This is a genomic window from Caulobacter sp. 602-2, from assembly GCF_011043625.1.
GTDB lineage: Bacteria > Pseudomonadota > Alphaproteobacteria > Caulobacterales > Caulobacteraceae > Caulobacter.
Map to the genome: position 1 here is coordinate 205,430 of NZ_JAAKGT010000002.1, position 12,742 is coordinate 218,171.

General features: G+C 68.8%; 15 protein-coding genes. 8 read left to right on the forward strand and 7 right to left on the reverse strand.

Annotation, left to right across the window (positions count from 1 at the left end):
* The first annotated feature begins 125 nt into the window (after positions 1-125).
* The 3 genes from G5B46_RS05420 to G5B46_RS05430 all read left to right on the forward strand — a co-directional run bounded on the left by G5B46_RS05420 (position 126) and on the right by G5B46_RS05430 (position 2,742).
* The gene (locus G5B46_RS05420; protein WP_165256835.1) at positions 126-1,337 is read left to right on the forward strand and encodes a glycosyl hydrolase 53 family protein; all 1,212 of its coding nucleotides are present in this window, start codon (positions 126-128) and stop codon (positions 1,335-1,337) included.
* A gap of 236 nt (positions 1,338-1,573) precedes the next feature.
* Positions 1,574-2,170 (forward strand): hypothetical protein, encoded by a 597-nt coding sequence (locus G5B46_RS05425; protein ID WP_165256836.1) that lies wholly within the window; start codon positions 1,574-1,576, stop codon positions 2,168-2,170.
* Positions 2,167-2,742, forward strand: a complete 576-nt coding sequence (locus tag G5B46_RS05430) for a DUF2846 domain-containing protein (RefSeq protein ID WP_165256837.1) — start codon at positions 2,167-2,169, stop codon at positions 2,740-2,742. Before G5B46_RS05425 ends, G5B46_RS05430 begins: the two co-directional genes overlap by 4 nt.
* Before the next feature lie 60 nt (positions 2,743-2,802).
* Here the strand turns inward: G5B46_RS05430 and G5B46_RS05435 are convergent, their stop codons facing one another.
* The 3 genes from G5B46_RS05435 to G5B46_RS05445 all read right to left on the reverse strand — a co-directional run bounded on the left by G5B46_RS05435 (position 2,803) and on the right by G5B46_RS05445 (position 7,859).
* Positions 2,803-4,401 carry a peptide chain release factor 3 gene (locus G5B46_RS05435; protein WP_165256839.1) on the reverse strand — a complete coding sequence of 533 codons (1,599 nt, stop codon included), beginning with the start codon at positions 4,399-4,401 and terminating at the stop codon, positions 2,803-2,805.
* Positions 4,402-4,410: 9 nt separating this feature from the next.
* Complete coding sequence (locus G5B46_RS05440) at positions 4,411-6,042, reverse strand: hypothetical protein (protein ID WP_205691504.1); 1,632 nt, start codon at positions 6,040-6,042, stop codon at positions 4,411-4,413.
* Between the two features lie 146 nt (positions 6,043-6,188).
* The gene (locus G5B46_RS05445) at positions 6,189-7,859 is read right to left on the reverse strand and encodes a hypothetical protein (RefSeq protein WP_165256843.1); all 1,671 of its coding nucleotides are present in this window, start codon (positions 7,857-7,859) and stop codon (positions 6,189-6,191) included.
* 221 nt (positions 7,860-8,080) lie between these two features.
* Between G5B46_RS05445 and G5B46_RS05450 the strand changes: the two genes are divergently transcribed.
* Positions 8,081-8,218: a hypothetical protein gene (locus tag G5B46_RS05450; RefSeq protein ID WP_165256844.1), complete on the forward strand. Its 138-nt coding sequence runs from the start codon at positions 8,081-8,083 to the stop codon at positions 8,216-8,218.
* Positions 8,219-8,234: 16 nt separating this feature from the next.
* On the opposite strand, the gene G5B46_RS05455 is transcribed toward G5B46_RS05450, so the two are convergent.
* Positions 8,235-8,615 (reverse strand): hypothetical protein, encoded by a 381-nt coding sequence (locus G5B46_RS05455; RefSeq protein WP_058347174.1) that lies wholly within the window; start codon positions 8,613-8,615, stop codon positions 8,235-8,237.
* 123 nt (positions 8,616-8,738) lie between these two features.
* Positions 8,739-9,068, reverse strand: coding sequence for a DUF1491 family protein (locus G5B46_RS05460; protein WP_165256846.1), 330 nt, complete (start codon positions 9,066-9,068; stop codon positions 8,739-8,741).
* Between the two features lie 69 nt (positions 9,069-9,137).
* Between G5B46_RS05460 and G5B46_RS05465 the strand changes: the two genes are divergently transcribed.
* Both G5B46_RS05465 and G5B46_RS05470 read left to right on the forward strand, forming a co-directional pair.
* Positions 9,138-10,037 (forward strand): hypothetical protein, encoded by a 900-nt coding sequence (locus G5B46_RS05465; RefSeq protein ID WP_346764873.1) that lies wholly within the window; start codon positions 9,138-9,140, stop codon positions 10,035-10,037.
* 56 nt (positions 10,038-10,093) lie between these two features.
* Entirely contained in the window at positions 10,094-10,837 is a 744-nt protein-coding gene (locus G5B46_RS05470; RefSeq protein WP_165256848.1) for a DNA polymerase III subunit epsilon, read from the forward strand.
* Between the two features lie 9 nt (positions 10,838-10,846).
* Here G5B46_RS05470 and G5B46_RS05475 read toward each other — a convergent pair whose 3' ends face one another.
* Together G5B46_RS05475 and G5B46_RS05480 are read right to left on the reverse strand one after the other, a co-directional pair.
* On the reverse strand, positions 10,847-11,254 hold the full coding sequence (locus G5B46_RS05475; protein WP_165256850.1) for an MliC family protein: 408 nt from the start codon (positions 11,252-11,254) through the stop codon (positions 10,847-10,849).
* 67 nt (positions 11,255-11,321) lie between these two features.
* The gene (locus tag G5B46_RS05480) at positions 11,322-11,636 is read right to left on the reverse strand and encodes a metalloregulator ArsR/SmtB family transcription factor (protein ID WP_165256851.1); all 315 of its coding nucleotides are present in this window, start codon (positions 11,634-11,636) and stop codon (positions 11,322-11,324) included.
* 153 nt (positions 11,637-11,789) lie between these two features.
* Here G5B46_RS05480 and G5B46_RS05485 point away from each other — a divergent pair, with 153 nt between their 5' ends.
* On the forward strand, positions 11,790-12,164 hold the full coding sequence (locus tag G5B46_RS05485; RefSeq protein WP_165256853.1) for a hypothetical protein: 375 nt from the start codon (positions 11,790-11,792) through the stop codon (positions 12,162-12,164).
* A complete protein-coding gene (locus G5B46_RS05490) occupies positions 12,158-12,736 on the forward strand; it encodes a hypothetical protein (RefSeq protein WP_165256855.1) in 579 nt (192 codons plus the stop codon). The genes G5B46_RS05485 and G5B46_RS05490 overlap by 7 nt, the downstream gene beginning before the upstream one ends.
* The last annotated feature ends 6 nt before the right edge of the window (positions 12,737-12,742 follow it).

The following is a 12,742-nucleotide window of genomic DNA, read 5'->3' on the forward strand; positions in this document are numbered from 1 at the left end:
TGGCGGGGCCGCCGCCAGCCCGACCGCGCCCCTTCCCTTTTGGCGCGCATTGCCGCTAGGATACATATTGAAACGATATCTCAAATAATGAGACCGTGCGCAGCGGTCCATGGAGGAAGCCGCCTATGACCCTCGACCGCCGCGCCTTCGCCGCGGGCCTGAGCGCCCTGCCCCTGCTCTCGGCCGCCCCCATGGCGCTGGCTGGCACGCCAGGACAGCGCCCTGGCCCGTTCCTGCTGGGCGCCGACGTCACCTGGATCCCGCAGGACGAGGCCGACGGCGCGCAGTTCTTCGCGGGCGGTCGCCGACAGGACATCCTGGCCATCCTGGGCGACGCCGGCTTCAACGCCATCAAGATCCGCGTCTTCGTCAATCCCGAGAACGGCTACTCCGCGCAGCGCAAGACCGACCCGTGGGCGGGCTTGGCCCAGACCGTCGCCATGGCCAAGCGGATCAAGGCGGCCGGCATGCACCTGACGATCAGCTTCCACTACAGCGACACCTGGGCCGACCCGCAGAAGCAGGGCAAGCCCGCCGCCTGGAAGGACCTTTCGTTCGACGCCCTGGTCAAGGCGGTCGGCGACCATACCCGCCAGGTGCTGGGCGCGCTGGTCAGGGCGGGCGCCAAGCCCGACATGGTCGTGATCGGCAACGAGATCACCTTCGGCATGCTGTGGCCCGACGGCCGCGTGCCCCTGCCTGTCGCCACCGGCAACCCGGCCACCGACGCGGTGCACATGAGCGTTCCCGACGCCGGCGGCTTCGACAAGCTGGCCAGGCTGCTGAGCGCGGGTCTGGACGCCTCGCGCGAGACCGTTCCAGGCGTGAAGACCAGCCTGCATAATCACCTGGGCCGTCACTGGACGATCGTCAGCCACTGGATGGACAGCCTGCTCTCGCGCGGCGTGCGCTTCGACGCCACCGGCTTCTCCTGCTACCAGCAGGCTGCTGAAGGCGACTGGGCCAACACCTTCGCCCGCTTCGGCGAGCGCTATCGCGACCACGGCTTCTACGTGGCCGAATATTCCAGCCGGAAGCGCTATGTGAACGACCTGGTGTTCGACGCGCCCGGCCAGCGCGGCTGGGGCACGTTCATCTGGGAGCCGACCCGCCACCAGGAGGCGATCTTCGACCAGGACGGCAAGAACGCCGGCGAGGGCCCGCGCCCCAACCTGCTGTCGCAGGGCATCAACGCCGCAGAGGCCCCCGGCGCCCAGATCGCCGGCGCGCCGCCGCCCCATCCCGAAAAGACCGAGCACGGCGGCCGCTATGACGCCAACGCCTTCATCGAGCTCTATCGCCAGATGGCGCGGGACTACGGCCTGCGTCGGGCGTGAACGGGCGGGCTTACCCCCAATAAATTACGAACGTAATCTCACCCTTGTCGGTACGGGAGGGGATGTCGCGAGCCGCCGGCCACGCCGGGTCGCGCGACTGCTCGCGCCCGCATGTTCGAGCCGCTGCGAGGCCTTTCCTCCGTCGCGAAGAACGACGATTGCCGAAACTGAGTAGTCAAGCTATGCAGCCTTAAGGGGGATTAGTCGTCATGCGTTCAATCTATGCGGGCTTAGCAATGCTAGCCCTGATGGCGGCCGCCGCGCCGGTCGCCGCCCAGACGGCCGAGTCGCCTGCGGCTCCTGCGGCTCCTGCGGCTCCTGCGGCTCCTGCGGCTCCTGCGGCTGGCGTCCTGCCCGCCGGCAGCATCGTCCAGATCGAAATCGGCCGCTCGATGCGCTCGGACACCGTCAAGCGCGGCGAGCGCTTTCCCATTCGTCTGGCCGAGGACGTGGTCCTGGACGGCAAGGTGATCCTGCCCGCCGGCCTCGAGGGCGAAGGCGAGGTCGTCCACGCCGATCACTCAAAGATGGCTGGCCGGCCCGGCGAACTGCTGCTGGCCGCCCGCTATCTGGTGGTCGACGGCGTGCAGGTGCCCCTGCGCAGCCTGAAGTTCGGCTCGTCCGGCAACAACAACACCAACGCCGCCATGGCCGTGGCCTTCGTGGCCGGCCCCCTGGCGATCTTCGTCGAGGGCGGCGAGGTCGTCATCCCGCCCAACACCCGCGCCCAGGCCAAACTAGCCGCGCCCTACCCCGCGGCCGGCGCCGCCACGGCCGCCGCTCCCGCTCCAGTTCCCGTCAAGGACACCCAGGAAAAGGCTTCCATCCAATGAGCATCAAGTACGCCGGCGTCGTTTTCGCCGCCCTGACCCTGAGCGCCGGCGCGGCGCTGGCGCAGGACGCCGCCGCTCCGGCCCAGACCCCGGCTCCCGCCGCCACCGAAGCGCCGGCCGCCGCCCCGGCCGAGCAGCCCGCTCCGGCTCCGGCCGAAGCCCCGGCGGCCGCTGCGACGCCGACCGAAACCCCTGCCGCTGCGCCGGCCGTCGCGACCGCCGACGCCGTCCTCGGCACGCCGGCCCAGGGTAAGGGCCAGATCGTCTTCTTCCGTCCGGGCAAGTTCGTCGGCGCCGCCGTCAGCTTCAAGGTCCGCGAAGGCGAGACCGAGCTCGGCAAGCTGAGCAACGGCAGCTACTTCATCATCGACGTCGCCCCGGGCGCGCACGAGTACGTCGTGCACTCCGAGGTCAAGGACGTGCTGCCCGTCGAGATCGACGAGGGCGAGGTCTATTACGTCCAGGGCTCGCTCAACATGGGCGTCATGGTCGGCCGCCCGAACCTGTCGCCCTCCGACAAGCTGAAGTTCGAAGGCGCCGGCAAGATGAAGCTGACCAAGCTGAAGTCGTAAGCGTCGCTCTCAAGCGAACATGGAAAAGGCCGGGATCGCTCCCGGCCTTTTCTTTTGGGCTCAGCCCCGTTCCTTGGTCCGCTCGAAGCGCACCTTCGGGTAGCGCTCGGCGACATAGCCGATCTCCCAGGCGCTCTTGCCCAGGAACACCGGCTGCTCGTCGATGTCGCGGCCCATGGCCGACTTGTGCTTGTTCTCGAAATCCTCGACGTCGGCGCGCTCGCCGACCAGCCAGCGGGCCTCGGCATAGGGGCTGGCCTCGAAGATCACGTCCAGCTGGTACTCGTTGCTCAGGCGGTCGGCCATGACCTCGAACTGCAGCTGGCCGACGGCGCCGACGATGAAGTCGCTGCCGATCATCGGACGGAACAGCTGGGTGACGCCCTCCTCGGCCAGGCCTTCCAGCGCCTTCTTCAGGTGCTTGGCCTTCAGCGGATCCTTCACGCGCACGCGGCGCAGGATTTCCGGGGCGAAGTTGGGCAGGCCCGCAAAGCGCAGGGCGCCGGTCTCCGACAGGCTGTCGCCCACCCGCAGCACGCCGTGGTTGGGAATACCGATGACGTCGCCGGCGAAGGCGTCCTCGGCCAGTTCGCGGTCGGAGGCGAAGAACATGATCGGCGCGTTGACGCTCATGGCCTTGCCGGTGTTCTGGGCCTTCAGCTTCATGCCGCGCGTGAAGCGGCCGCTGGTCAGGCGCAGGAAGGCGATCCGGTCGCGGTGATTGGGGTCCATGTTGGCCTGGACCTTGAACACGAAGCCCGAGACCTCGTTGTCGCCCGGGGCGACGTGGGTCGCCGCGCCGGCCTTTGTCGCGGCCGCCGGCTTGGGGGCGGGCGCATAGGCGCCGATGCCGGCCAGCAGCTGGTCGACGCCGAAGTGGCGCAGGGCCGAACCGAAGAACACCGGCGTCATGTGGCCTTCGAGGAACGACTGCACGTCGAACGGCTTGCCGGCCTCGGTGACCAGCATGGCGTTCTCCTCCAGCTCGGCGCGCTCTTCGGGCTCGAGATACTGGACGATGGCGTTGCCGTTGAAGGCGACGGGGTCGGGGTGGCCCTCCTCGTCGGTCGAGCTCTTCTTGGCGTAGGGAATGAACTGCTGGCTGCGCAGGTCCAGCATCCCCTTGAAGCGACCGCCCGAGCCGGCGGGCCAGAACAGCGGCGCCGGATCCAGGGCCAGCTTGGACGACACCTCGTCCAGCAGCTCGAACGGATCCTGGGCCTCGCGGTCCATCTTGTTGATGAAGGTGATGATTGGGATGTCGCGCAGGCGGCACACCTCGAACAGCTTCAGGGTCTGGGGCTCGATGCCCTTGGCGGCGTCGAGCACCATGACGGCCGCGTCGGCGGCGGTCAGGGTGCGGTAGGTGTCTTCCGAGAAGTCCTCGTGGCCCGGGGTGTCGAGCAGGTTGAACATCAGGCCGTCGTGGTCGAACGTCATCACCGAGGCGCTGACCGAGATGCCGCGCTCGCGTTCGATCTTCATCCAGTCCGACTGGGTGCGGCGGGCCTGGCCGCGGGCGCGCACGGCGCCGGCCGCCCGGATCGCCCCGCCGGCCAGCAGCAGGTTTTCCGTCAGCGTCGTCTTGCCGGCGTCCGGGTGGCTGATGATGGCGAAGGTGCGCCGACGGGCGGCTTCAGCGGCGGGAGAGGTGCTCATCCCGCGCAGTTACCCGCCCGGCGCGTCCTTGTCACCTTCCGCCGAAGCCTGAGCCGGCGCGGCGGCGTCGCCGGCCGAGGCCCCCAGGGCCTCGCCGTCGGCCTTGCCCTCCATCCGGGCCAGCATCTGGGTAGCCTGTCGCGACATGCCGCCGCCGTGCGGATCGCCGGCCACCGGCGTCAGCAGCTCGCGCGCCAGCTCGTACTGCTTGGCCCGGATGAACAGCCGCGCGGCGTTCATCCGGATGGGGAAGTTCTGCGGCGCGATGCTCGCCGCCCGGAAGACGACGTTCAGGGTGTTCTCGCTGGGCTCCTTGTCCAGCGACTTGGCCTCGGCATAGCCATAGAGGGTCAGGTAGTTGTCGGGATCGACCTTGTGGGCGCGGCCGAGATAGGTGGCCGCGTCGGCGTAGATGGCCTTGGCCTTCTCGCGCTGGGCCGGGTCGCGGGCCAGCCGCCGGGCCGTCTCCAGCCGGCTGTAGGCCATCACCTGCAGCGTCTCCAGATCGGTCGGGCGCTCCTCCAGTAAGGTCTTCAGCAGCGCCTCGCCCTTGTCGCGGTCGCCGATCTTGCACTCGGCCCGGGCCAGCACCAGGCGGCTGTAGTACTCCTTCGGGCGCTTGGCGGCGGCGCGGCGCACCTTTTCCAGCAGTTCGGGCGCGTCGTCCTTGGGCACGCCCAGCTTCAGGCGCTGGACCTCCAGCAGCAGGTCGTCGGCCCCAGCCGGCATGCGGGTGATCGTCAGGGCGGGCGTCGGCGGCTCGGGGCGGGTCAGCACCCGCCCGGCCAGCTTGTTCTGCTTGACGTAGTCCTTGAGCGCCTTCTCCAGCGCCGGCGCATCCTGGCCATAGATCTTGGTCCAGCTGGCCATCGGGTCGCCGCGTTTGTGCAGAAGGTCCAGATAGTCGTCCAGCTTGGCCTTCCGCTCCTTGTCGCTCCAGATGTAGTGCGTCAGCAGCCAGGACTGGGCGTAGAAGGCCGAGACCTCGTCCTTGGGCAGCTGCGTCACCCGCTTGGACAGCAGGGTGGTGACCGGGATCCACTCGCCCTCGAGCAGGGAGTAGGCGCGCGAGCGGTTATAGTCGCCGATCTGCACGCGCTTGGGCTGCAGGTCGATGGTCATGTAGTACTCGGCCAGCCCCTCGACCAGCCAGCCCGGATAGCTGTCGGGGAAGTACTGCATCATGAAGTGGTGCACGTACTCGTGCAGCACGACGTCGTCGCCGTTGTTCTTGTCGTACTTGCTGGTGTCGGCGCGGACGGCAACGGCGAAGATGTCCTCCACCGGCCGCACATAGACCCCGCGACGGCTCTCGGGACTGCCCGGCATCATCCGCTGCAGCTGGCGATTGTCCTCCAGCAGATAGAGCGGCAGCTTGCGCGGCGTCTCGGCCTTGGTCTTGCCGTGCACCACCCGCAGGACGCCGTCGAAGTCCTCCAGCATCGCCACATAGCGGCGCAGCATGACCTCGCTGCGCTCGGAATAGACGATGAAGTGGTCGCTCTCGGCCCGCATCCAGCGCCCGGTCGGATCCGGCGCGACGACGGCGACCGGTGAGACCGCGGTCGGCTGGGCCCAGGCCGAGCCGCATACGCCCAGCGTCGCCGCCAGCGCGACGCCGAAAACCAATCCACGAACCACCACTATCGCCCCCGACGCAATTTGACGTTGAAATTGCGAAAGACGCGGGTGATGCGCAAGCCCCCATCGCGGGCGCCCGGACCGCCGGTTCGCGCCATGGTGGTCGCCCCGGAGGACAGATGCGTCCTCCGGGGAAGAGCGAGGCCCTACTTGGCGGCTTCGGCGGCGGCCGGCAGCTTGTCGGCGATCTCCTGCAGCAGGCGCTGGGCCGAGGAGGCTGCATCCCGGTTGTGCGGATCTCCGGCTACCGGACGCAGCAGAGCCGCGGCCTCGGCGTACTCGCGCCGCATGATCAGCGCCCTGGCCTCGGTCAGGGTGATGGTCTCGACCTGGGGCGCCAGCTCGTGGGCCTTGTCGAGCACCTTCAGCACGTTCTCGCTAGGATAGTTGGCCTCGACCGTCCGGCTGCGGGCGTAGCCGTAGAGGGTCTGGTAGCGCCCGTCGTCCAGCCTGAAGGCCTTGCCGAAACTGACCCCGGCGGCCTTGTAGAGCTCGTTTCGGCGATCGGGATCCTTGTCGGCCGCCCGCAGCCGGGCCAGGCCCGCCAGCTCCAGGCCCAGCGGATCCTCCGGATAGTCGGCGGCGTACTGGTCGGCCAGCGCCAGCCCCTTGGCGAAGTCGCCGAAGGTCAGCTCCGCGCGCGCCAGGGCCAGCTTGGGCAGGCGCTCGTCGGGATAGCGCACGGCGGCGGCGCGCACGTCGGCCAGGAGCTTCTTGCGCCACTTGTCGCGCACCTCGCGGGCTTCGGCCCTGGCCTTGGCGGCCTCGGCCCGCGCCTTGGCCTCCTTGTCGGTCTCTTCCTTGCCCGGCTTGGCGTCCTGCGGCTTCTCCTCGGTTTCCTCACCCGCTTCCAGGCCGGCCGCGCGCAGCGAAAGCTCGGCCAGCAGCAGATCGTCGGCCGTCGTCGACAGGCGCAGGATCTCGATCTTGGGCGGCGGCAGGTCGGTCGCGGCCAGCACCTGATACGGAATGGCCGACGAGTTGCCGTAGGCCTTCAGCTTCACCTGCAGCTGGTCGGCCGTCAGGCCGGTGATCGTCTCCATCGACTTGACCGGGTCGCCCCCGTCGCCGACGGCCTTCATGTAGGCCAGCAGCTGCTTGTAGCGGCCGGGGTCGCTCATGAAGTAGTGCGTCATCAGCCAGGCCTGGGCGTAGAACATCGCGGCGCTGTCGCTGCCCTTCAGTTCGGACGGCCGCTTGCCCAGCACCTTGTCGATCGACACCCAGGGGCCATAGGCGACGTCCGCCCCGCGGGTCTTATTGCGCCCAAGCTCGATCTTGTCGCCGTCGATGACGACCGAGCCGAAGTACTCGGCATAGCCCTCGACCAGCCAGGACGGATAGCCGTAGGGGAAGTACTGCATCATGAAGTGGTGCACGTACTCGTGCTGGATCACGTGGTCGTCCGCGCGCTGGCGCAGGGCCATGGCGAAGATCTCGTCGATGTCGGCCTTGTAGAACCCCTGCACGCCGGAATTGACCGTCGGCCAGACGATCTTGAACTCGTCGACGTCGCCGACGAGGTAGAGCGTCAGCTTGCGCGGCGGAACCCCGTTGATCGGCAGCCCGTGCCGAAACCGCAGCAGGCTGTCGAACAGCTCCAGCTTGGCGACGTACTCACGCAGCACCCGCTCGTCGCCGTTGCTGTAGACGGTGAAGCGAGGGCTTTCCGCCCGCATCCACTTGCCGCCCTTGCCCGACCTGACCACGAGGCCGTCGATCGCCCCCAGGTCCTGCGCCGAAACCTGGCCGGCGCCCAGCACGCCGGCCGTCAGGGCGACGGCCAGCGCCGCGCCCCTGATCCCCCAAATCCCCATCTCACACTCAAACTAAAGCCCAGCTTCACCGCAACCTTAGGCCGCGCTCACCGCCGATCAAGCATTGACGCGCCAGGCGCCGCCAGACGGCTGTCGCAGCCGCAAAGTGCGGCGCCGCGACGCTCCGCATCAATGCCCCTACACAACATGAGGTTTTGGGATCATGCTGCCTTGGTCGCACACGATCGTCATGAAGAACGACGGGCGACGGAGGAAACGACATGGCTCTGGCCGAAGACCCTCGTGACCACATCCGTCGGCGCCCGCTGGGGCAGAGCGCGCTCTGCCTGGGCACGGTGCTGGCCGGACTGGTGGTGATCGCCCTCGTCCTGAACATCGTGGCCGGCCTGCTGATGTAGCAAGCCGCCGGCGACGTCAGGCCGCCAGCCGGCGCCAGACCTGGCGATCGGCTTCGAGATTGGTCAGTTGGCCGGCCTTCTGACGTTGATGCAGCGCGCCCATGACCTCCAGACCGATCTGGGCGTAGCGCACCTGCACCTGCTCGATCAGGCAGCCGCGCGCGGGCGCGACGAACAGCACCGCGTTGATCTCGGGCGCCTTGGCGATGATCAGGGCCGCCAGGCGCTTGGCCTTCTCCACCTGCTTGTGGTGCAGCAGCGGCTCCTCGGCATAGAGCTCCTTCCCCAGCTCGGCGACGAAGTTCAGCGACAGGGCGGCGAAACGGTCGCGCGTCATCGGCGGCGACAGTTCGGCGGCGTCCAGGCTGAGCACGACGTCGTTCATCAGGAAGAGCATGGGCGGATGACGGGGGCTGCTTTAGAGACCTGCGACATCCTGCCGCGCTCTACTTTCGGTCTGGTTTAGCGGCAGGGTTAATGCTGTGGATCGTTGCAAGAACGCCGTGCGACAGGGCGCCGCTCAGCCCTCGACCGCCTCGGTGAGGAAATGCCGCCCCTCGCGATCCTCGATCTCCACCACCCAGACATCCGGATCGATGCGGGCCGCGCGCTCGGCATAGGCGTCGAGGTCCGGTTCGAAGTCCGACTTGATGGGCTGCATCCACACCCGCTCGCCATCGCCGCGCGTGGCCTCGCTGTAGAGGCGCACGGTCCCGGCCCGGCGATCGACCACCTTGACCAGAACCGCGCCGGCCCTGGCGTCGCCCTTGCGCACCACCATGGCGAAGGCCCCGCCCAGCTCGGCGCGGCGGATCAGCGCGCCCACCCAAAGATCCGTCGAAAGAAGCATCGCTAACCGAACCGCAACCAGGAGCGGCTAAGGTCCGCTCGAACATCCTCTCTCGCAGAATACGAGAAAATGGCCACCGTGAAGACCTCCGCCCCGCGAAAGCGGCGCCTGGCGGCGACGCTCGTCGCCGCGGCCGCCCTGGGCGCGGCCCAGACGGCCATGGCCACGCCCTCCGACGTCTTCTACGAACGCAGCCTGATGAGCGCCGCCGGCGCGCGCTGCGGCCTGTTCAGCCCTTCGCTGTCGGGCGCTCTCGACGCCGGCAGGGCCCAGGCCCGGGGCGCGGCCCTGCGCGCCGGGGCCAGCGTCGACCAGCTTAACGGCGTGCAGCAGCGCGCCCACGCCAAGGCCGCCTCCGTTCCCTGCGGCTCCAAGGACCTGACCACCGCCGCCAATCGCGTGCGCAAGGCCTTCGAAGGCTACGCCCTGCTGCAGCGGATGAACTATCCGGGCGACCGCGCCAGCTGGCAGGCCGACCGCGCCAGCTCGGCGACCATTCCGTTCTGGCGCCTGTCGCAGACGGCCGGCTTCGGCGGCGACCGGCTGGTGTTCGGCCTGGCCGGCCGCAACACCGAACTGCTGGCCGTGGCGACCTTCGCCGACGGCGCACGCCCCTACACCGCGCGGCTGGTCATGCGCGATCCAAGCCTCACCCTGGGTCCCTACCTCAGGGCCCGCGCCGGCGGCGGCCTTGCCGACAACGCCGCCCCGCGCGCCGCCAGCCGCATGTTCGCGCCCGAGACCCGCGACGCCGCCCCCGCCCCCACCCTGCTGCCGACCGGCGCCAAGACCGGCATGAGCTTCCGCTTTCCGCGCGAGGCGGCCGACGCCATCGCCCAGCTCGACCCGCGCGAGGCGATCACCATCGAGTTCGTGATCCAGGCCCGCGGCGGCCAGGAGATCGTGCGCCGGGCCTATGTCGAGGTCGGCGACTTCGCCGCCGGCCGGGCCTTCCTGCGAGTCAGCTGACAGATTTGGGCGCCGGGTCGTTTGGCCCCGCCTCGCCTCGGGTCCATATTCGGGTGATGACACGCATCCGCGTCATCGATCTGGAGACCGCCGGCAACGGACCGCACGACGTCTGCGAGATCGGCTGGCAGGACGTCGTCCACGACCCCGGCGCGCCCTGGCGCCTGGACGAGGCTCGCGGGGCGGTGCTGATCAATCCCGGCCGCCCGATCTCGCCGGAAACCATGTCGGTGCACCATATCCTAGACGCCGAGGTGGCCGAGGCGCCCTTCTGGAAGGACGCCGCGCCGGCCATCCTGCGGCCCGAAGGCGGCGTGGCGGCCCTGGCGGCCCATCGCGCCTCGTTCGAGCAGCGCTACTGCACGCCGGCCCTGGCCGGCGGGGCGGCGTGGATCTGCACCTGGAAATGCGCCCTGCGGCTCTGGCCGCACCTTTCCAGCTTCTCCAACCAGATGCTGCGCTACCAGCGCATGCCAGAGGGCCTGATCCACGAGATCGGCCTGCCGGCGCACCGCGCCATGCCCGACGCCTATGTGACCGCCCACCACCTGCGCGACATGCTCAACGAGGCGTCCCTGGAGCAACTGCTGGCCTGGAGCGCCGAGCCGGGCCTGCTGCCGCGCGCGCCCAGGGGTCCCGAGCGCGGCAAGGCCTGGAACCAGCTGGGCGACGAGCCGCTGCGGGCGCTGGCCCAGGATCGCGATCCCGACATCCGGTTCAGCGCCGAGACCGAACTACGCCGCCGCGGCGAGGCGGCGCCGGTCGAGACCGTCGAGCCGGCGCAGCGGACGCTGCTCTAGCCCCAGCGCCTATTTGGCCGCATCCGCGGGCGCCATGCACTCGACCGGCTTGGCGCTGGCGACGTCCTCGCCGTCTTTGAGCGGCGCGACCATCCCCTCGGTCATGCCCTTGGTCCACCATTGCAGGCCCTCGCCCACATAGCGCGCGCCGCTGGCCGACATGGCGACGGTCAGCATGCGGGTCTTGTCGCCGTATTCGACCACGGCGGTCTTGTCGTCGGGATAGGTCGCCTTCAGCACGCTGCCGTCGGCGCAGGCGTAGACGATCTGCTTGGCCTCCGGCGCGGCCGGCGTCGCCGGCGGCGGGCTCTGGGCCAGATTGTCGGGCGTCGGCGCGGGCTTGGGAGCTTCGGTCTTCTTCTCGCAGGCGGCCAGCGCCAGGACGGCCAGGCCGGCGACGAACAACGGACGGATCATTGGCGTGCTCCCCGAAAAGCGAAGGTTGGAGGAGCCTATAACGTCGGCGGGCCGACGTCGTTGCCGATCACTCCCCGTCGCGTTCGTCCTTCAGGCGGGCGCTTTCGGCCTTCAGCGGCCTGGACACCGGACAGACCTCCTGAACGAAGTCGTTCAGCGTGTTGACCAGGCTGTCGCGCACCAGGCTGTAGTGCACGAACTGGCCCCGCTTCTCGCTCTTCACCAGGCCGGCCGCCTCCAGGATCGACAGGTGCTGCGACACCGCCGGCTTGGAGATCTCGAAGCGCGAGGCGATCTCGCCCGCCGTCAGGTCGGCATGGGCCAGATAGGCCAGGATCTTGCGCCGGACCGTCGACGACAGGGCTTCGAACACGCGTTGCATGCGTCAGCATTTAAGCGGTTCGCTAATCGCTTGCAAATTAGCGATGAGGTATTTAAGGAATAACTTATTCAAAGGAAAACCCGTGCGGCCGTCAGAACCAATCCCGGCAAGGTCATCAGCGCCCTGTTCGTCGGCGGCTTTGTCGGCGCGGCATTGACCAGCGCGGCCTTGATGGCGATCGGCGCGGTCCCCTTCCTGATCTCCGGCCAACTGGCCGGCATAGCCGCCGCCTTGGGCGTCGGCCTGATGACCGCCCCGTTCAGCCTGATCGTCTGGATGGCGGGCGTGGTGCTGATCGGCGCGCCGTGCTGGGCCGTACTACACGCTTTCAACATCCGCTCGCCCAAGGCCGGCGCCCTTCTCGGCGCAATCCTCGTCTTCGTCGCCACGACAGGCGTGCTGCTGCTTCTCACCTCCATGGAGCACGGGGCCGGGCTCTGGTTCTTCTCCGGCAGCCTGGCGGCGATCGGCGCCATAGCCGGATGGGCGGCGGCGCTCACGGCCTATGAGAAGGACGCCGCATGCTGAGCGCCCCTCACGACGCCCCTCCAAGCCGTCCGCTCGCTCGCGCCAGCCAGCTCAAGTTGACGTGGCGCGACGTGAAGATCGGCATGGTCGGGACTGCGGCCGCCCTATGGCTCGTCGCCGGCTGCGCTCCGGTCGAGCAGCCCGCGAGCGCTCAGAACGTCGCATCGGTCGAGATCCCGCTGGAAACCAGGAAGGACCACGACGATCTCGTGGCCATGTTGCGTCGTCATGCGGCCGCTGACGGACAGGACGGCATCCATGTCGATGACGGTAGCGAGACGTGGGTGAAGTTTCAGCGGGAAGCCGACGTCTTTGAGCCGCACCAGCGAGCCACGATCTATGTCGTCGTCTCACGCGGACCGAACGACGAGGCGACGGAAATCATCGTCCAGGACTTTCTCCATCCTGGCCAGGCCGTGGTGAGCTTCATGCGGGGCGACCCGCCGGAACGCGCGACTCGGCTGCGCGAGGGGCTGCTGGCCGAGATCGCCGCTCGTTGGCCAAGCGCCAAGATCGAACCGACACCAAGCCAAACGGCGTCGAAAGCCGGGGCCCCGCCTACTGCGAAATAGCCGCCA